This window comes from Flavobacterium sp. FlaQc-57, assembly GCF_044007395.1.
Taxonomy (GTDB): domain Bacteria; phylum Bacteroidota; class Bacteroidia; order Flavobacteriales; family Flavobacteriaceae; genus Flavobacterium.
The window spans coordinates 946951-967480 of sequence record NZ_JBIPDA010000002.1; the positions used below are offsets into that span (position 1 = coordinate 946951).

17 protein-coding genes are annotated in these 20530 nt (G+C 32.3%); 10 read left to right on the forward strand and 7 right to left on the reverse strand.

Annotated elements, in window-relative coordinates; genetic code table 11:
• The first annotated feature begins 11 nt into the window (after positions 1-11).
• From ACHRVZ_RS10070 to ACHRVZ_RS10100, 7 genes are all read left to right on the forward strand, one after another.
• Positions 12-2183 (forward strand): S9 family peptidase, encoded by a 2172-nt coding sequence (locus tag ACHRVZ_RS10070; RefSeq protein WP_395422248.1) that lies wholly within the window; start codon positions 12-14, stop codon positions 2181-2183.
• 36 nt (positions 2184-2219) lie between these two features.
• On the forward strand, positions 2220-3896 hold the full coding sequence (locus ACHRVZ_RS10075) for a peptide MFS transporter (RefSeq protein WP_395422249.1): 1677 nt from the start codon (positions 2220-2222) through the stop codon (positions 3894-3896).
• A gap of 76 nt (positions 3897-3972) precedes the next feature.
• Complete coding sequence (locus ACHRVZ_RS10080; RefSeq protein WP_395422508.1) at positions 3973-5631, forward strand: peptide MFS transporter; 1659 nt, start codon at positions 3973-3975, stop codon at positions 5629-5631.
• Between the two features lie 14 nt (positions 5632-5645).
• Positions 5646-7130 carry a peptide MFS transporter gene (locus ACHRVZ_RS10085; RefSeq protein WP_395422250.1) on the forward strand — a complete coding sequence of 495 codons (1485 nt, stop codon included), beginning with the start codon at positions 5646-5648 and terminating at the stop codon, positions 7128-7130.
• A 50-nt stretch (positions 7131-7180) separates the two neighbouring features.
• Complete coding sequence (locus ACHRVZ_RS10090; protein WP_395422251.1) at positions 7181-7648, forward strand: thioredoxin family protein; 468 nt, start codon at positions 7181-7183, stop codon at positions 7646-7648.
• 213 nt (positions 7649-7861) lie between these two features.
• Positions 7862-8314, forward strand: coding sequence for a thioredoxin family protein (locus ACHRVZ_RS10095; RefSeq protein ID WP_395422252.1), 453 nt, complete (start codon positions 7862-7864; stop codon positions 8312-8314).
• Between the two features lie 272 nt (positions 8315-8586).
• The gene (locus ACHRVZ_RS10100) at positions 8587-9042 is read left to right on the forward strand and encodes a thioredoxin family protein (protein ID WP_395422253.1); all 456 of its coding nucleotides are present in this window, start codon (positions 8587-8589) and stop codon (positions 9040-9042) included.
• 9 nt (positions 9043-9051) lie between these two features.
• Here the strand turns inward: ACHRVZ_RS10100 and ACHRVZ_RS10105 are convergent, their stop codons facing one another.
• The 5 genes from ACHRVZ_RS10105 to surE form a co-directional block, all read right to left on the reverse strand.
• Positions 9052-11088 (reverse strand): ComEC/Rec2 family competence protein, encoded by a 2037-nt coding sequence (locus ACHRVZ_RS10105; RefSeq protein WP_395422254.1) that lies wholly within the window; start codon positions 11086-11088, stop codon positions 9052-9054.
• Between the two features lie 50 nt (positions 11089-11138).
• The gene (locus tag ACHRVZ_RS10110) at positions 11139-11627 is read right to left on the reverse strand and encodes a C40 family peptidase (RefSeq protein WP_395422255.1); all 489 of its coding nucleotides are present in this window, start codon (positions 11625-11627) and stop codon (positions 11139-11141) included.
• A 12-nt stretch (positions 11628-11639) separates the two neighbouring features.
• Positions 11640-12758, reverse strand: a complete 1119-nt coding sequence (gene lpxB / locus ACHRVZ_RS10115; protein WP_395422256.1) for a lipid-A-disaccharide synthase — start codon at positions 12756-12758, stop codon at positions 11640-11642.
• A gap of 69 nt (positions 12759-12827) precedes the next feature.
• Positions 12828-13100 (reverse strand): hypothetical protein, encoded by a 273-nt coding sequence (locus ACHRVZ_RS10120; RefSeq protein ID WP_395422257.1) that lies wholly within the window; start codon positions 13098-13100, stop codon positions 12828-12830.
• Positions 13093-13872 (reverse strand): 5'/3'-nucleotidase SurE, encoded by a 780-nt coding sequence (surE, locus tag ACHRVZ_RS10125; RefSeq protein WP_395422258.1) that lies wholly within the window; start codon positions 13870-13872, stop codon positions 13093-13095. Before surE ends, ACHRVZ_RS10120 begins: the two co-directional genes overlap by 8 nt.
• A 212-nt stretch (positions 13873-14084) precedes the next feature.
• On the opposite strand from surE, the gene ACHRVZ_RS10130 reads away from it, so the two are divergent.
• On the forward strand, positions 14085-16268 hold the full coding sequence (locus ACHRVZ_RS10130) for a carboxy terminal-processing peptidase (protein WP_395422259.1): 2184 nt from the start codon (positions 14085-14087) through the stop codon (positions 16266-16268).
• 145 nt (positions 16269-16413) lie between these two features.
• Complete coding sequence (locus ACHRVZ_RS10135) at positions 16414-17196, forward strand: DNA/RNA non-specific endonuclease (RefSeq protein WP_395422260.1); 783 nt, start codon at positions 16414-16416, stop codon at positions 17194-17196.
• A 10-nt stretch (positions 17197-17206) separates the two neighbouring features.
• Here ACHRVZ_RS10135 and ACHRVZ_RS10140 read toward each other — a convergent pair whose 3' ends face one another.
• Positions 17207-18751 carry an MFS transporter gene (locus tag ACHRVZ_RS10140; RefSeq protein ID WP_395422261.1) on the reverse strand — a complete coding sequence of 515 codons (1545 nt, stop codon included), beginning with the start codon at positions 18749-18751 and terminating at the stop codon, positions 17207-17209.
• 83 nt (positions 18752-18834) lie between these two features.
• On the opposite strand from ACHRVZ_RS10140, the gene ACHRVZ_RS10145 reads away from it, so the two are divergent.
• Entirely contained in the window at positions 18835-19674 is an 840-nt protein-coding gene (locus tag ACHRVZ_RS10145) for a helix-turn-helix domain-containing protein (RefSeq protein WP_395422262.1), read from the forward strand.
• Between the two features lie 98 nt (positions 19675-19772).
• Here the strand turns inward: ACHRVZ_RS10145 and rpe are convergent, their stop codons facing one another.
• Positions 19773-20435 (reverse strand): ribulose-phosphate 3-epimerase, encoded by a 663-nt coding sequence (gene rpe / locus ACHRVZ_RS10150; RefSeq protein ID WP_395422264.1) that lies wholly within the window; start codon positions 20433-20435, stop codon positions 19773-19775.
• Between the last annotated feature and the right edge of the window lie 95 nt (positions 20436-20530).

Below are 20530 nucleotides of genomic sequence, written 5' to 3' on the forward strand. Positions count from 1 at the left end.
AAATAATTCTAATGAATACAAGTAAAATTACTGTTATTTTTTTGTTTTTAGTTGCAACCGTTTTTGGTCAACAAAAAATTACTGTTGAGAATATTTATAGCGGCGCATTTCGTGCAAAAGGAATGACTGAATTGCAATCATTAAAAAATACTGATCAATATACTGTTTTGAATGTTGATCAGGCAAGCAGGACGATGCAAATCGATTTGTATGATTTTGCAACTCTAAAAAAAGTTTCTAACTTGATTGATACTAAGAATCATAGAGAGCTTGCTGGCGGAATCGATAGTTATACTTTTGATGCTTCAGAGAAAAAGATTTTAATTGCGTGCAATACCAAGCATATCTTTCGTCACTCGTTTACAGCAGATTATTTTTTATATGACATCGCTGCAAAATCGCTAACTAAACTTTTTGATTTTCAGGTTCAAGAGCCAACTTTCTCGCCTGATGGAACTAAAATCGCTTATGCTAAAGAAAATAATCTTTATGTATATGATTTAGCTTCTAAAAAATCGACAGCAGTAACTACTGATGGAAAGAAGAATGCAATCATTAATGGTATTACGGATTGGGTTTATGAAGAAGAATTTGCTTTTGTGAGAGCTTTTGATTGGAGCAAAGACAGCAAAAAACTAGCTTATATTCGTTTTGACGAAAGTGCTGTTCCGGAATTTTCAATGTCAATATTTCAAAAAGATTTATATCCAACAATTGAAACTTTTAAATATCCTAAAGCAGGAGAAAAGAATTCGGTAGTTTCATTACATATATATGATGCGACTGCAAATGCAACTAAAAAAGTTGATTTAGGAAACTACAATGACTTCTATATTGCGAGATTAGAATGGACGAATGATAATAATACATTATCAGCTCAGGTTTTAAATCGCCACCAGGATAATCTTGATTTGTTGTTTGTTGACGGAACAACTGCTGCTGCAAAAGTAGTTTTAAATGAAAAAGACAAAGCTTATATTGACGTTACAGACAATTTAACTTTCTTAAAAGATAATAGCTTTATCTGGACAAGTGAAAAAGATGGTTTTAATCATATTTATGTTTATGATAAATCAGGAAAGCTTAAAAATCAGGTTACAAAAGGAAACTGGGAAGTAACTTCATACTATGGTTTCGACGAAAAAACAAAAACTGTTTTCTACCAATCTACAGAAAATGGTTCTATCAACAGAGATATTTATAGAATAGGTTTAGACGGAAAAAACAAAGTACGTTTGTCTAAAAATACAGGAACTAACGCGGCAACTTTTAGCCCGAATTTCCAATTTTTTATTAATACATTCTCAAGTGCTTCTCAGCCTACGACTTATACTTTAAATGAGTCTAAAACGGGGAAAGAAATTCAGGTTATCGAAAATAATGAGGCTCTTGCGGCTAAATTGAAAGCGTATAACTTACCAACAAAAGAGTTTTTTGTTTTAAAAACGGCTAAAGGAAACGAACTTAACGCATGGATTTTAAAACCAAAAGATTTTGATCCTTCTAAAAAATATCCTGTTTTCATGTACCAATATTCTGGTCCGGGATCTCAACAAGTAAACAACGATTGGAATAATACTGATGATTATTGGTTTGCTTCTTTAACACAACAAGGTTATATCGTTGCTTGTGTTGATGGAAGAGGAACTGGTTTTAAAGGTGCTGATTTCAAAAAAGTTACTCAAAAAGAATTAGGGAAATACGAAGTTGAAGATCAAATTGATGCTGCAAAAGTAATTGGGGCTTATCCTTATGTTGATGCTTCAAGAATTGGAATCTTCGGATGGAGTTATGGTGGATTTATGGCTTCAAACTGTATTTTTCAAGGAAATGATATTTTCAAAATGGCAATTGCTGTTGCTCCGGTAACAAACTGGAGATTTTATGATAGTGTTTACACAGAAAGATACATGCAGACTCCACAAGAAAATGCAAGCGGATACGATCAAAACTCTCCAATAAATCACGTTGATAAATTAAAAGGTAAGTTTTTATTGATTCACGGATCTGCTGATGACAACGTTCACGTACAGAACTCTATGCAAATGATGGAAGCTTTGATTCAGGCAAATAAACAATTTGATTCTCAAATATATCCAGATAAAAATCACGGTATTTACGGCGGTAAAACGAGAATTCAGCTTTATAATAAAATGACTAACTTTATCAAAGAAAATTTATAAATAAAACTTTAAACCTTAAAATAAATAATGAATAATATGGGAGAAACTCAAGTAAGAACTGCGCATCCAAAAGGACTTTGGGTATTGTTTGGAACGGAGATGTGGGAGCGATTCAATTTCTATGGAATGCGAGCTTTATTAACTTTATTTCTTGTAAACTCATTATTAATGAAAGAAGAAGAAGCTTCTCTTATTTATGGAGGTTTCCTTGGGCTTTGTTACTTAACGCCAATGTTGGGAGGTTTTATTGCCGATCGTTTTTTCGGAAATAGAAACTGTATTTTATTAGGAGGATTAATGATGGCTGCAGGACAGTTGTTATTGTTTACCAGCGGAACTATTTTTGATGCTAATTTGCCTTTGGCTAAGACTATTATGTATTGTGGTTTGGGAGTTATCGTTTTTGGTAACGGATTCTTTAAACCAAATATTTCTAGTATGGTGGGGAGTTTGTATCCAAAACAAGAAAAAACAAAACTAGATACAGCTTTTACCATTTTCTATATGGGGATTAACTTAGGAGCTTTCTTAGGTCAATATATTTGCCCAATGTTAGGAGATGTAAAAGATTCTGGCGGAATTAGAGATATTCATGCTTTTAAATGGGGTTTCTTAGCGGCTTCGATCGCAATGCTTTTAGGAACAACTCTTTTTTACTTTTTGAAAAATAAATATGTAGTGTCGCCGGAAGGAAGACCATTAGGAGGTTTGCCATCTAAAAATGAAGCTGCTGATTTTGAAGAAGGAGAAGCGCAAACAGCTAATTTCTCGAATAGAGCTTTGACTTTGGCAGGACTTGCATTTATTGGTTTAGGATTTATTTTCCATTACGGAGTAGGTCAAAACTTAATTTATACTTTAATTTATTCAAGTGGTATCGCTTTAGCAGGATTAATTATTTCTGATTCTTCTTTAACTAAAATCGAAAGAGATAGAATCATTGTAATTTATATTGTTTCGTTCTTTATTATTTTCTTCTGGGCTGCTTTTGAGCAAGCTGGATCTTCATTAACATTTATTGCAGACAATCAAACAGATAGAAATTTCTTTGGTTTTCAAATGCCTGCTTCAATGGTGCAAATTTTCAACGGTTTATTCGTTGTGGCATTAGCAGTTCCGTTTAGTGTTCTTTGGGACACATTAAGAGCAACAGGAAAAGAGCCAATTTCTCCTGTGAAATTGGCAATAGGATTAGTAGTGATTTCAATCAGTTTCTTTATGATCGCTACTCAGGTTTCATATATTGGAACTTCAGGTTTATTAGCTATTAAATGGCTTATCTTATTATACTTCTTAAACACATGTGCAGAGTTATGTTTGTCTCCTATTGGTTTATCATTAGTAGGTAAATTATCTCCAAAACGTTTTGCTTCATTATTGTACGGAGTATTCTTCTTGTCAAATGCATCAGGTTATGCTTTAGGAGGAACTTTAGGATCTATCTTGCCGGCTACAGGAGATAAATTTGTAAAAGCAAAAGAATTAGGAATTGATCTTCAGGCGATTTTAGATAAAACCGTAACGCCTACTGCTGAGCAATTAGCGTTATTAGATAAACATCAAATTAGTGCTACGAATCACTTTTTTGCAGGATTCGAAATCCATAACTTATATGAATTCTTTATGGTGTTTGTGGTTCTTACAGGAATTGCGGCAATTGTATTATTTATTTTGACTCCATTCTTGAAAAAGATGATGCACGGTGTTCGATAAATATTGATAATAATATATGAAAATTACCTACAGGTTTAGACTTGTAGGTATTTTTAATTTTAAAGAGATTATAATTATGTGGAACAAGCACCCAAAAGCGTTACCTTTTTTGTTTTTATCTGAAATGTGGGAACGTTTTGGTTACTATTTAATGATCGGAATTTTTACTTTATATCTAAAAGATGTAAAGGCCGGTTTTGCTATGACCGAGAAAGAATCTTCTGATTTATACGGAACTTTTATTGCATTGGTTTTTTTAACTCCTTTTATTGGCGGACTTATTGCTGATCGATATTTGGGATATAAAAAATCGATTGTTTTCGGAGGAATTTTAATGGGCATTGGTTACTTCTTAATGGGAGTGCACGACATAACGGTACTTTATATTGCCATGACTTTTGTGATTGTTGGAAATGGTTTTTTTAAACCGAATATTTCTACATTATTAGGGAGTTTTTACAATAATGAAAAGTATAAAGATAAAAAGGACGAGGGCTACAATATTTTCTATATGGGGATCAATGTGGGCGGTTTTATCTGTAATTTCTTTGGTGCAGTCTTGCAAAACCTTTTAGGTTGGCATTGGGCTTTTATGGCTGCCGGAGTTGGTATGTTTATTGGCGTAATAGTATTTTTATTAGGTACTAAGCATTATGTTGGACACGATCAGAAAAAAGGCGTGCAGGAAGGTGATATGCCGTTTTATAAAATTATCCTTTATATTTTATTACCGTCATTTATTTTTGGGGCAATTGGCTGGTTGATAAAAGGAGTTGCGTCAGAAACTAATTTGAATAGCTCGATCTTTGGTTCAGATAGTACAGATGCGTTTATTTTTGCTTGTATCCCGATAGTTTTCTTTTACGGAACAATTTACTTTAAAGCAAAAGCCGAGGATAAACGATCGATAGGAGCTCTTTTGGCGATTTTTGGCGTAGTGATTTTGTTTTGGGGAGTGTTTAAACTTAATGGTTCTGCGCTTACTACCTGGGCAGATCGTTATACAGATAGAGAAGTAACGGGAACTGCTGGTCAATTAATTGGTAAACTAAAATTGGCAAAAGAAGTCGAGTATAAAAAAGAGCCAACAGAGCTTTATGACGATCAGTTTCGTTTGCAAAAAGTAAATGGAGTTGTTCAGAAAGAAGTTAATTATCCTTTATATTTTAGAAATGTAGCTCCGGAAAAGTTACCTGCCGAAGGAGCTAAAGTACATCTTTGGGCGACAAATTTAAGTCAGTCCATTAATCCGGGTTGGGTAATCATACTAACACCTTTGGTTGTGGCATTTTTCTCTTTTTTGCGTATTAGAAAAAAAGAGCCGTCAACACCAACGAAAATTGCTTTCGGTTTGTTAATTTCGGCCCTGTCAGTTTTAGTTATGATTGCAGCTGTAAAAATTGGTCATAACGGAGCAGAAAAAGTCAGCGCTTGGTGGTTAGTAGCAAATTACGGAATCATAACAATAGGAGAATTGTTTTTAAGTCCTATGGGATTATCGGTAGTTTCTAAATTAAGTCCTAGTAATATTACTTCCTTAATGATGGGAGGTTGGTTTTTGTCTAGCTCGATCGGGAATAAGCTAAGTGGAGTTTTGGCGAGTATGTGGGATACGTACGATGATAAAGCCAATTTTTTTTGGGTGAATTTCGCACTGCTAATGTTTGCAACTGTACTAATGTTTGGTTTAGTAAAGCAACTTAACAAGGTGATGAAAGAAAAAGGAATCAATTAATTATTTATATATAAATGGAGCAGAAGATCACATTAGAGGAAATTCAGAATTTTAAAGGCACTTACCCAAAACAGTTGTGGTATTTGTTTTTTGTTGAAATGTGGGAGCGGTTTTGTTTTTACGGAATGCGCGGTGTGCTTACGTTTTTTATGGTAGATCAACTTTTATTGAAAGATGAACATGCCAATTTACAATACGGAGCTATTCAGGCTTTTGTTTATGCTTTTACTTTTATTGGGGGTATTTTTGCCGATAAAGTATTAGGGTTTAAAAAGTCATTATTTTTTGGAGGAATTGTAATGATTCTGGGTAATCTTTTGATTGCTTTTTCTCCTCAGGAAATGTTTTACTACGGAATTGCTTTCTCTATTATTGGGACAGGTTTTTTTAAGCCAAATGTATCCTCAATGGTTGGAGAATTGTATCATGAAGACGATGGCAGAAGAGATGCAGGTTACGGAATGTTTTATGCAGGGATAAATGTAGGAGGACTTCTTGGAGGTGCGTTATGTATTTATTTAGGTAAATACTATTCTTGGCAATTATGTTTCTTGTCTGCAGCTATAGTAATGTTTTTAGGTTTAGTTACCTTTTTGTTTACTAAAAAATATTTAGGACCAATTGGAGATTCTCCTTTATTGAATTTGGAACCAAGTAAAAGAAGAATTCGTGAAATAGCAGTATATGCAGCATCAATTTTGAGTTTGCCGTTTATTTTTATAATGGTTAAAAACACAGATTATACAGATTATTTCATGTACACGATCGGAATAGTTGCCGTTCTATATTTTACATACGAATTGATTAAGTTAGGAGATGTAAAAATGCAAAAAAAGTTATTTGCAGCTTTTCTATTTGTATTCTTTTATTTGCTGTTTAATGCTATTTACGAGCAAAGCGGTGGCTCATTATCGCTTTTTGCAAAAGATAATTTGAGTAATAAACTGTTGTTTTTTACAATCGATCCCAATGTAGTTAATAATAGTTCGAATACATTCTTTGTTGTAGTTTTAAGCCCGCTTATTGGTTTGCTGTGGATTTGGCTGGGTAAAAGAAAAATTGAGCCAAATACCTTGATTAAATTCGGAATTGGATTTTTATTCTTAGGAGCATCATTCTACATTTTCTATCTTACCAGATTCTTTGCCAATTCTGAAGGTATTGCATCACTGAATGTTTTTACTTTTGCTTATTTGGTTACAACAATTGGAGAGCTTTGTTTGGGGCCAATCGGGATGTCGATTATTACTAAATTATCTCCAAAAAGATTGTTTGGTATGATGATGGGATTGTGGTTTTTGGCAAGTGCTTTTGGGCAGTTGTTTGCAGGGAAATTAGGTGCCGAAATATCAAGATCAAATACAGGAGATACTTTGCTTTCTAAGCTTCAGTCTTATACAGAAGGATACTACCAATTAGCAATTTATTCGATTGTTGCAGGAGTTATTTTAATTGCGATTTCTCCGTTTATTAAAAAATTAATGCAAGAAGTAAAATAGACTTATTTAGCAATTCTTTTTTTGTTTAAATTTGCAGAAAATAAAAGGAAATGAAAAAAATATTTTTAATAACATTATTTTTAGTTGGTGCATTTGTAACACAAGCGCAAGAATTAAAATGGTATACTGATGTAAGAGAGGCTATTGCTGTAAGTAATAAAGAAAAGAAACCAATGCTGATGTTTTTTACAGGAAGTGATTGGTGCGGATGGTGTATTCGTTTGCAAAATGAAGTTTTGAAAACACCGGAATTCAAAAAATGGGCTACCGATAATGTTGTTTTGGTTGAATTGGATTATCCTAGAAGAACACCACAGACACCAGAGCTTAAAAATCAAAATAATGAGTTACAGCAAGCTTTTGGAATTCAGGGATTCCCTACTGTTTATTTTACAAGCGCAGAAGCTGTTGATGGTAAGGTAAATTTTAAAGGGCTTGGCCAGACAGGTTATGTTGCGGGCGGTCCATCTGCTTGGTTAACAGTTGCTGAAGGAATTGTTCATCCAAAGAAGTCTTAAAAAAAGAAATAAAACACTATAATATTTAAAAAAACTCCCTACAGTTATGTAGGGAGTTTTTTTGTTTAGTAAGAAAAATGATCTGGTAATTGAGTATTTATTATTTTATTATAAATAAAAAAACATATAATGTATTTTTTGTATTAATAAAAATTGGAAAATTAAAATATAATGTTAATTTCGTCATGCTATTCTAACCAAAACCAATTTAATATGGCAAAAAAACTACTTATCCTACTATTTTTTTTAGGTTCATTTTTTATGCATGCACAAAATTTAGTTTGGAGAACTAATATGACTGATGCTATTGCAATTAGCAATGAACTTAGAAAACCAATGTTAATCTTATTCACTGCCTCAGGTGTACCGGAAAATCTCCAAAACGAAATATTTAAAACTCCAGATTTTGCAGTATGGTCTCGCGACAATGTTGTTCTCGTAAAGCTTGATTTATCTGATCCTAATGCAGATGCTAGTGATAAGGAGACAAATGTGAAATTAAAGAATGCTTTTGGTGTTCAGGATCTTCCAGAAGTTTGTTTTGCAAGCGCTTCTATTCGAAAAAACAAAACCACTTTTAGCGCCTTAGGTAAAATTGCGTATAAGCCAGGTGGTGCGAAGGCTTGGATAGCTGAATCAAATGCTATTTTGCATCCAAGCGAATAATTAAATTTAAATTAAGTTTCTTAGTTTAATTTGTAGATTCCCTTTTCGACTTCGGTATGAAAAGGGATATTTTTTTTAAAACAAGTGTGTTATTTCAGTAGTTTTAGTTGTTTTTCGGGGCTAAATTTTTATTTTGTTTAAAATTTAACGTTTAAACAGTAAAATTCATTATAATGTAACTTTTTTTAAGTATTTATGCCGGAAGTGTTTGTTAACTTGTCGTTTTTGTGTTAATTTGAACTTTATAACCCCAATGAAAAACCAATAAATTTATGACCCGAAAACTACTTACTGTACTATTTTTTTTAGGTTCATTTTTCCTGCATTCTCAAAACTTAGTTTGGAATACTGATTTGAGTGATGCGTTTATAATGAGTGATGCACAAAAGAAACCATTGTTAATATTTATTACTGCAGCTAATGCTGGACAGAAAATCCAGAATGAGGTTTTTAATACACCAGACTTTGCAGTATGGTCCCGTGACAATGTAATTTTATTAAAACTTGATTTGTCTGATGCTTCATTGACTGATGAGGCAAAAGGAAAAAATGTTATGATGAAGAATGCTTTAGGTGTCGAAGAGTTACCTCAAGTTTGTCTCGTGATGATCACAATCAGGAAAAATAAACCAACGATCAATAAACTTGGAGTACTTGGCTATAAACTTGGTGGAGCAAAGAAATGGATCGCCGATTCAAATGTAATTTTGCATCCAAGTAATGATTAAAAATATTTTTTAGTTTAATTGATAATATCCCTTTTCGCTTGTGGAGTGAAAAGGGATATTTTTTTTATAACAAGTTATTTTCCAGATTTTTTGAATTGAGTTGGAGTTTGAAGCGTCGGCAATTACTATTTTTGGGTGAATGTCTTGTAAAAGGCGATCCAGATTTATTTTTGGAGATTGTGTTAATAATATAATATCCGGCTGAATTTTATTTTTATAAACCCCAGAACTATCTACGATGAAGATTTTCTGTCCATTAATAAATAAGGTGTTTTTGACTTTATTAATTGAATTTAATTTGCTGAAGTTACCAACTAAGTAAGAACTAAAAACGTTTGTTTTTGTTGTCTTTTCAAAAAGAGTGTCGCTTGAATAAAGCACAATGTTTTTTCCTTTTCTTTCAGAAATCAGGGTGTTTTTTTTGCTATTATAAATGATCATTTCATTTTGGCTTTCTATTTCTTTTTTAGTGTATATAAAGGAGGTTTGAACCAAAATAATTGTAGTTAAAAAAAATGTTAGTTTGGTAAAATCCGGTTTTTTAAAGTAAATAGTCGCTGAAATAATTAAACAATAAAAAGTTAAAGTATAATAAGAATTAAAGCTGATATCTCGAATTACAAATGATTCAAATGAAGCTACAAAATGAATCATTTGGTTTAATATATAAATGCTTTTCTCAAATATTTCTATTAATACAATAGGAGGAGGGTAAAAAACAGCGAATAACATTACTATAATTCCGGCAATCATTATAAAGGACAAAACCGGTATAATAATGATATTTGTTACAAAGAACAGTCCTGGAAACTGATGAAAATAATACAAGCATAACGGGAACGCGCCTATTTGGGCTGCAAATGAAACTGTTAATGCGTTCCAGAGATAGTTTAAGATTTTGTGTTTAGGAGTATAAATGTTTTTTAGTAGCGGCTGTAACCAAAGAATAAAAAATAGGGCAATATAACTTAACTGAAAGCCTACATCAAACAAGAAATAAGGTTCAAAAAGCAAAATTAACAACATTGAAACGAGTAGCGTATGATAAATATTGCCACTTCGGCGGAGATGATTGCCAACGGCCAGAAAGGAAAACATTACAACAGAACGCAAAACAGACGGTGATAATCCTGATATTATGGCAAAAATGATTAAGGATATCAAAACGGAAAATAATTTTATAAAAGAACCTTTTCGGGTGTTAGGAATTGGTTTTAGAACAAAATTTATAAATAACATAATAAAACCTACGTGCAATCCAGATACTGACAAAATATGTGTTGCTCCTGAGTACTGATAATCTTGAATGATATCTGACGAAATTTCTTGTTGCTGTCCTAAGATAAGTGCTAAGGCAACATTCATTTCGTCTCTGTTAAAGTTGGACTTTTCTAGATTTCGGACTATCCTTGAATGCAAACGGCCAGAATAATACCATATATCTTTTTTGATGTTTGAGTTAACAGTGATTTCAGATTTATTGAGATGTAACTGTGCATAAATTTGTTTATCTGCAAGATATTTACCGTAATCAAACTGATTTGGATTTTTGTTTGTAGCGTTGTGTTGCAGAGTGGTTTTTACTTTAATTATGTTTCCAATGATTAAAGAGTGTTTGGAGCTGTCTTTTTGAATGTTGACAATAATTTTACCGGAGTAATTTTTATTGTCAATCTTATTTATTAAAGCAATGTATCGATCATTATAAGTATTGCTTTTCAGCTTTTCATGCAAAGTAAATATTATCGTTTGAGAGGTTTCAAAAGCCTTTTTGCAATGCGTGTAATGTGATTTATGAAGTGACTCAGTATGAAAAAGTAAAGTTGTTAAACCAATAAAAAATGAAATACAATAAGTATATATTCCGAACGATACTATGTGTTTTTTTCTTTTTTTAGCTATAAAATACGAAAGTGAAAATACAATCGAAACTATAGTAAATACAGGAAGAATTAGCGAAATTTCAGATTTGCAGTAATAAGAAACCAAAATGCCAAGAAGGAACCAAATTGTAATTTTCGTTAACGGATAATCTAATACTTTCATGGTATAAAAGTATCAAATATTTGTAAGAAAAAGAATATGTTTAAGTGATTTTATTCAACTATTCTATTGATCTGCACAAAAGAATTTTGATAATAAGTTTCTTTTGTAGAAGAAATGATAACCCCTTTTGAGGTTGAAGAATGTACAAATTTGATTTCATTTGAATTCACTTCTACAATGAGTCCAACATGATTAATCTGTTTGCTTCTATTGGTTTTAAAGAAAATTAAATCACCTTTTTGAGCGTCATTAAATTTAATTATTTTCCCAACCTGAGCTTGTTCGTACGAACTTCTGGGGATTTTAATGTGCTCCGACTCAAAAGTTGTAAATACTAATCCAGAACAATCATAACCGCTTTTTGTTGTGCCTCCGGCTTTGTATCGAACGCCAATATTATCTGTCGCGTGCTCAATTAAATTAGTAACAACGTATCTATTTTCTTTTTTCGTTTCTTTTTTACTAACCGCACTCGAAGTCGATTTACAAGAAGTGAAAACTACTGATAGAAGAAGTATTAAAAGGGATATTTTTTTCAAAACTAAAAATCTTTAAACTTGTTTTAAATCAGCCACAATTAGTTTAGCAGTTTTTTTACTTGCTCCAACTCCCCCTAATTTTTGCTCCAGAATATCATAATTCTTAAGCAGTTTTTCGCGGTAGTTTGGTTCTAATAATTTTTGTAACTCTTCTTTGATACGCTTAGTATTACATTCACTTTGAATTAATTCAGTAACAACTTCCTGATCCATTATAAGATTGACAAGCGAAATGTATTTTAGTGTAATAATACGCTTGGCAATTTGATACGAAATCGAACTTCCTTTATAGCAAACTACTTCGGGAACTTTAAAAAGAGCAGTTTCTAAAGTTGCAGTTCCTGAAGTTACCAATGCAGCAGTCGAGGAGCGAAGTAAGTCGTAGGTTTTGTTAGAAACAAATGCAATATTTTTGTTTTTTATAAACTGTTGATAAAATTCGTAATCCTGACTAGGAGCACCGGCAATTACAAATTCATAATCCTGAAAATCATCAACAACACTCAGCATTACGCTTAGCATTTTTGTGATTTCCTGTTTGCGGCTTCCTGGTAAAACAGCAATAATTGGTTTTTCGCCCAACTGATTTTCATTTCTAAATGTTGCTTCGTCAAAAGCAGGCTGATTCTGGATCGCATCAATTAATGGATGTCCAACAAAATCTACAGGAAAGTGGTGTTTGTCTTCGTAAAAGCTTTTTTCAAATGGCAGAATGACAAACATCTTATCGATATCTTGTTTAATAGCTTTAATTCGACTCTCTTTCCATGCCCAAATCTGAGGCGAGATATAATAATGAGTTTTGTAGTTTAATGCTTTTGCCCATTTTGCAATACGCATATTGAAACCTGGATAATCAATAAAAATCAGTACATCTGGTTTAAATTCTAAGATGTCCTTTTTGCATATTTTGATATTGTTTAAAATGGTTTTTAGATTGAAAATAACTTCAACAAACCCCATAAAAGCCAATTCTTTATAATGTTTTACTAGAGTTCCGCCAGCCTTTTGCATTAAATCGCCGCCCCAAAATCTAATTTCGGCTTGAGGATCTTCCTCGTAAAGTGCTTTCATTAAATTTGAACCATGTAGATCTCCAGACGCTTCGCCAGCTATTATGTAATACTTCATATTGATTTTTTTGAAAAGAATGATTCAATTGCTAAATGACAAAAGAATTTTGCAAGACAAAGATAAGATTTAAATAAATAATGTTGAAATCGCCAGAACAATCACTGCGAGAACGACACCTCTAGCCATAAGTTCCTGATTTCGTTTTAAAAGAATTCCAAAAACAGCAAGATCTAACATTGTACCAATAGTAATTACCTTTCCTAAATAACCGTATTGTTTTATAGTTTGAATACCGGTTGAAATATCGAATTTGGTAAAAAATGTAATAAATAAATAACTGCCAAGTAATGCGGTGAAAATCCCGATTATAAAACCTATAAGTAAGTCTTTTTTATTCATTTAATTTCCAGGTATTAAGTTGTTGCATAGAATGATGCGCTGTTAAATCAAATTGTACAGGAACTACCGAAATGTATCCGTTTTCTAATGCCCATTCATCCGTGTCTTCGCCTTTATCTTCGTTTACAAATTTTCCCGTAAGCCAGTAATAATCTTTCCCGAAAGGAGTTTGTCGTTTGTCAAATTTCTGTGCGTAATATGCTTTCGCCTGACGGCAAACTTTGATTCCTTTTATTTCATGTTCCTTTAGTTTCGGAAAATTAACATTTAAAACCACACCTGCAGGAAGTTTATTTGCAAGCGTTTCTAAAGTAATTTTTTTAACAAACGATTTTATTTGCTCGAAATCAGCATTCCAGTCAAAATCCAATAATGAGAATCCGATTGCCTGAATACCTTCAATTCCTGCTTCAACAGCTGCGCTCATTGTACCGGAGTAAATTACATTTATCGAAGAGTTTGTTCCGTGGTTAATTCCTGAAACACATAAATCGGGCTTTCTTTTTAGAATTTCATTAACCGCCAGTTTTACACAATCAACAGGAGTTCCTGAGCAGCTATATTCGGTTATTGCATCATCTTCTTTTGAAATTTTATCTAGAAATAAAGTATTATTTATGGTAATTGCATGTCCCATTGCACTTTGTGGTTTGTCCGGTGCTACAACTACCACTTCGCCTATTGTTTCCATTACACTTATTAGAGCTCTAATTCCGGGAGCAAGAATGCCATCGTCGTTAGTAACTAATATTAAAGGTTTTTCATTTTTCATGGTAAAATTGTAGTTTTATTATGGGAATATTTAGGATTTTAAAACAAATGTAGTGACAGATTTTGGTAGAATTCCAACAAATAAAATAAAATTTGTCAACTAATTTCAAGAAGATTATAGCACGTCAAACATTTTTATATCTTTAACAAAAAATTATAGTGAACTTGGCTTTGTTGGCACAGTTTTTACCGTAACTTAGATTAAAAAATTTGATGAATGCTATTATTAAGTTTATGAAAAGAAATTATAAAATACTTATAGCCGTACTATGCTTGTCATTAACCTTATTTGCTTTTAAAATAAATGCAGATAAGTCTATAGATCCGGACCCGAATAGAGATAAAACACTTTTAGAATTATTAGCATTTGTTATTGAAAAAGGACATTATAGTCCCGCAGAAATAAATGACGAATTTTCAAAAGGTATTTTTAAAGATTATATCGATGCATTAGATCCTTCTAAGAGATTTTTCCTGCAATCTGATATTGATGAATTTAAGCAATATGAGTTGCAACTGGATGATCAGTTCTTGAATAAAGATTTGACGTTTTTTAATCTTACTTATACAAGATTGATGAAACGTATGGAAGAAAGCAAAAAGAGATATAAAACTATTTTAGCTCAGCCTTTTAACTATGATGTTGATGAAACTTTTAATGCGGATTATGAGAAGTTGCCGTATGCAAAAAATACAACAGAAATCAATGAAAGATGGAGGAAACAAATTAAATTATCGACACTTTCGTCTATTGTTACCAAGCAAAAAATAGAAGAAGATAAAAAGAAAAAAGATCCTGCATACAAAGAAAAATCATTTGAGGCTCTTGAAAAAGAAACGCGTGAGAGTTCTCTAAAAACCTTAGATGATAATTTTGGTACAATTAAAGATCTGAATAAAGAAGATTGGTTTTCTATATATGTAAACTCGATCATGACTCGTTTTGATCCACATACAAGTTATTTTGCTCCTGAAGAAAAAGATCGTTTTGATGTTAATATTAGTGGAAAATTAGAAGGTATTGGTGCGAGATTAACTAAGAAAAATGATTTTACTCAAATTGATGAATTAATTTCTGGTGGACCAGCTTGGAAAGGAAAACAACTTGAGGCTGGAGATTTAATTTTGAAAGTAGCACAAGGAAACGAAGAGCCTGTTGATGTTGTAGGAATGCGTTTGGATGATGTTGTGAAAAAAATTAAAGGACACAAAGGAACTGAAGTAAAACTTACCGTTAAAAAAGTTGACGGGACTATTAAAGTAATTTCTATCGTTAGAGATGTCGTTGAAATTGAAGAAACATATGCTAAATCTAGTGTTGTAGAAAAAAACGGATTGAAATACGGGGTTATTTATTTGCCTAAATTTTATATCGATTTTGAAAATAAAGATGGACGCGATGCCGGAAAAGATATTGCTCTTGAAGTTGAAAGACTGAAAAAAGAAGATATTAGCGGAATTGTTCTTGACGTACGTGATGATGGAGGTGGATCTTTATCTACTGTTGTAGATATCGCAGGTTTATTTATAGAAGAAGGACCAATTGTTCAGGTTAAATCAGCAGGAAAAAAGAAAGAAGTTTTATACGATAAAGATAAAAAAATCGAATGGGACGGGCCATTAGTAATTATGGTAAATAGTTTTTCAGCTTCGGCTTCAGAGATCTTGGCTGCTGCAATTCAGGATTACAAACGTGGTGTAATCATTGGAAGTAAACAAACTTACGGAAAAGGAACTGTACAAAATGTATTAGATTTAAACCAGTTTGTTCGTAATGCAAATTATGGCGATTTAGGAGCTTTGAAAATTACAGGACAAAAATTTTATAGAATTAACGGAGGTTCAACTCAGTTAGAAGGCGTTCATAGTGATGTTGTTATGCCGGATCGTTATGCTTATTTAAAAATGGGCGAACGTGATATTGATAACGCAATGCCATGGGATAAAATTGACCCGGCAGATTATAGCACTTGGAAGTCAAATGAAAATTTCACTAAAGCAATTCAAGAAAGTAAAAGTAGAATAGCTCAAAATGCTCAGTTTAAATTAATTGAGGAAAACGCAAAATGGATTGATGTTAAAAATAAAGAGAATACTTATAGCTTAAACATTAATAGTTTTAAAGCTACTCAGGAACAAGTTGAGAATGAGGGTAAAAAATACAAACCAATTTCAGATTACAAAAATAATTTGGTTTTTAAATCTTTGCCATACGAAGAACTTGAAATGAATAGTGATGCATCATTAAAAGAAAAAAGAGAAGCTTGGCATCAATCATTATCTAAAGATGTTTATGTTGAAGAAGCTCTTAATGTACTAGATGATTTGCAATCTAAAAGCGTTGCAAAAAATAATAATTCTGGAAAAATTAAAAGAGATAAATTAGTAAAATCTTAGTTCTTTATAGAGTTAATTTGTTATTAAACGCTCCAAAAAAAAACTTTTTTTTGGAGCGTTTTTTTGTAAGTTTATAACTGATTTAATTAATTGTTTTCTGGAAACGGAATATTTAACATAAGAGTAAAAATAAAAGTAAGTGAAGATGAAAAATTATATTGTCCTTGGTTTGATAAGTTTTACGTTGCTGTCTTGTAAAAAAGAGAATGATATTAAAACAGATTTACCAAAAGACGAGCAAACTACATTTGTTTCGAATCAAACGGGAGGAGATTCTTTATATTCAGTGGCTTATTTACCAACTTCTACAACAGATCAAATTGTAAAGCATAAGTATTATACGCTTTCGTACAATGAGAATTTTGAGCAAGCTGAATGGGTTGCTTATGAATTAAAGAAAGAATATTTAAAAGATGCAAATTACAAGCGTCCTTATTTTATTGAAGACCCAAAAGTAACAACTGGTTCTGCTGATTGGCGAAACTACAAAAAATCAGGTTACGATAAAGGTCATCTTTGTCCTGCCGGTGACATGGAATTTAACGAAAGTGCTTATAACGACACGTTTTATACGTCAAATATTTCACCGCAAGATCATGATTTCAACAGCGGAATATGGAATAGATTGGAACAAAAAACACGCTATTGGGCAAGTAAATACAATGATGTTTATGTCGTAACCGGAGGAATTTTGAAAGATTCAGATAAAAAAATAGGAACAGAAAAAGTTTCTGTTCCTAAATATTTTTACAAAATTATTTTAGCTAAATCCGGAAAAGAACATAAAGCAATTGCTTTTTTGGTTCCAAATGAAGATAGCAACAAGTCAATTTATGATTTTGTTGTTCCTATTGAAACTTTAGAAAAAATGACTGGAATTGATTTCTTTCCGAATTTGAAAAATTTAAAAAGCAGCAAGGATTTTTAAGTAAGGAAATCTAAAATTCACAAGTTTTATTTTGCGTTTTTCTAGGGTTGAATATTATAAAACTCATAAGAGCTAAAATCCAGACACCGAAACCTCCATAAAATAATACCATCTCAAAACCATGAGCGAGTGCTGCATGTACGATTGACTTAGATGGATCTAATGTTGTTAATAATGGAAAATCCTGATGAAGAGATGTAAAGTTTCCAGCTGCTATTTTTTCTGAAATGAAATGTAATATTGTTTTATCTTCAGGTCCGGAAAAAGCAGTATTTAAATAAGAGAAAATTCCCTCTACAAGAATAAAACCCATTAAAGCAATATTGATAGACAAAGTAATTAATCGAGCACTCATGTCTATTCCTGATGCCATACCCGAGCGGTTTGAAGAAACTGAACCGGTAGTTGTGTTGGTTACTGGAGTATTAGTCAATCCTAAACCAATTCCTGCTAGTAATGATCCTGGAAGCATTGTTAACCAACTCGGATTCTCTGCAATAATACCGTATCTCATAACTATAAAACCAAGCCCAATTACAAATAATCCTAGTGGTATTACAATTCCTGCGCGATATCGGACAGAAAGATATTCGGCAAAAGGAGGGATAACTAGAGTAGGAAGGGTATAAGCAAGTAAAGAAAGGCCAACAGTTACAACATCGTAACCAAGACAACTTTGGAAATAAATTGGTAAATAAATTATAAATGGCCAAAAGCTAAAATTCATACCAACAGAACCTAAAATGGCACCTGAAAAATTGCGAATTTTGAAGACCGAGAAATCAAACATCGGGTAAGGATTTGTTTTTTCAATCCATATAAATACAATAAAACTTATTACCGCAATCAAAATAACTGATAAAGCTGTAGAACTTGTAAATCCAAGATCAGGCCCTTGTGTGATAAAATAAGTTAGAGCAAAGACAGCTGCAGATAATGTAATCATACCCCAGATATCTATTTTTTTGACCTCAGAATCTTTTGATTCGTCTACAAATCCATAAACAAGAATCGCTGCAAAAATCGCTATAGGAACATGTATTAGAAAAACCCATTTCCATGATAATACCGCTATGATTGATCCGCCTATAATTGGACCAAAACCTAATCCGACGCCAAGAATGATTCCCCAGATGCTAAAAGCCCTACTGCGTTCTTTTCCTTCTTGGAATTGATGCGATAAAGTAGCGACTTGACAAATTAGCATAGCACCACCGCTTATTCCCTGAAAGAAACGGCTTATTATTAATACGGTTATGTTTTCGGACAAACCGCAAATTAAAGATGAGATTCCAAATAAAATTAAAGTAATGATCAGAATACGTTTTCTGCCGTATCGATCGGCTAAAGTTCCTGCGGCCATTAAAACAGTGGTGCAGCCTATAGTGTAAATATTCATAATCCACTGCATGTCTCGAAGGTTGGCGTTCAATACTTTTTCGAGTGTTGGGAGTATTACAGGTACGCTTGAGATTTCTAGAGAAAACATTAATGTTGCCAGGCAAATTGCTATTAAAGCGATATTGTTTTTGGCAGAGTAGAATTTTTGCTTCATTTTTTATTATATTTTTAGCAAAAATAAACCGATTGTATTTGTTTTTTCAGTACAATTAAATGATAAAGAAGTACTTTTGGGGTATGAGAAAAGAAAATATGCATCAGGCTGTCGAGGTGAGTTACAAAAAGGTTGATGAGTGCCCGATTGTAAATTCGCAGTTTAGCTTTTTTCAAATGGTTTATGTTATTTCAGGAAAAGGGTTTCTTCATATTAATGGAAATGCGATATCTTATCAAGCGGGTAATCTGATGTTACTTACGCCAAACGATTATCATAATTTTGATATTGTAACGACGACAGAGTTTTTATTGGTGAAGATTAATAGTGAGTACGTGAAAGATTATAAGTCAAAAAGTATTGATCATATTGAGTGCTTATTACATTATGCTTCACATTTATCGGGATGTATTTTAAAAAGAAAAGAAGATGAGTTTCTTGTTAAATCGATATCAGAATCATTGAGACATGCTATAGATAATAAAGATATTTATGATGAGGATTTAATAACGCATTATGTAAATGCTCTTATTGTTATCGCTGCCCGAAATATTGCCAAAATAAAGCCGACTGGTGTAAAAGAAAGTGCAGACAAGAGGGTTTTGGAAATTATTAATTATATTCAGGCTAATATTTTCTTTCCTCAAAAAATAAAAGTTTACGCAATAGCAGAGAAATTTGACATATCAGATACTTATCTGGGGAGCTATTTTAAGAATCATTGTGGAGAGACGATTCAGTCCTTTATTTCAAATTATAAGATACGATTGATTGAACACAGGCTAATTTTTAGCGACATGAGAATTAATGAAATTGTTGATGAATTTGGTTTTTCCGATGAAAGTCATCTAAATAAATTTTTTAAGAAACATCGAAATGTTAGTTTGACAGGTTATAGAAAAGCTAAGGTATTATTGAGTTGATTTCTTTTAATAGAGTTAAATTTTACATTTAGAATTTATATAAAAAAATGAAAGCCGAAGTTAATCTTCGGCTTTCATTTTTTTATTTCTTTTAAAACTTAAAAAGCAGTCAGAGTTTTTAATTCTGCAATAGTTTGAGTTGGATTTTCGGCTTTAAAAACAAAGCTTCCTGCAACTAAAACGTCAGCTCCGGCTTCTACTAATTGTTTGGCATTTTTACTTGTTACACCACCGTCAATTTCAATTAAAGTTGAAGCATTTTTGCGGGTAATTAAAGCTTTTAATTTTTCAACTTTAGTATAAGTGTTTTCGATGAATGACTGTCCTCCAAAACCTGGATTCACACTCATGATGCAAACCAAATCGATATCATTGATAACATCTTCTAATAAGTCAATATTAGTATGTGGGTTAATAGCAACTCCGGCTTTCATTCCTTCGGCTTTAATCGCTTGTAAGGTTCTATGTAAATGCGTACATGCTTCATAGTGTACGCTTAAAATATTTGCGCCTAAATCTGCAAAAGTTTTAATATAACGATCCGGATCAACAATCATTAAATGTACATCGATTGTTTTTTTAGCATGTCTTGAAATAGCTTCTAAAACCGGCATTCCAAAAGAAATATTCGGAACAAAAACACCGTCCATAATATCGATATGAAACCAGTCAGCCTGACTGTTATTGATCATTTCGATATCACGTTGTAAATTGGCAAAATCAGCTGCAAGAACAGAAGGAGCAATAAGTGTATTCTTCATTGTGTAGTTATGTGTTGTGTTGTTTTTTGCAAAGATAGATTTTTTATGATTTGCATTGAAATTTAACCGCAAAGTCCGCAAAGCATTTTTATTTT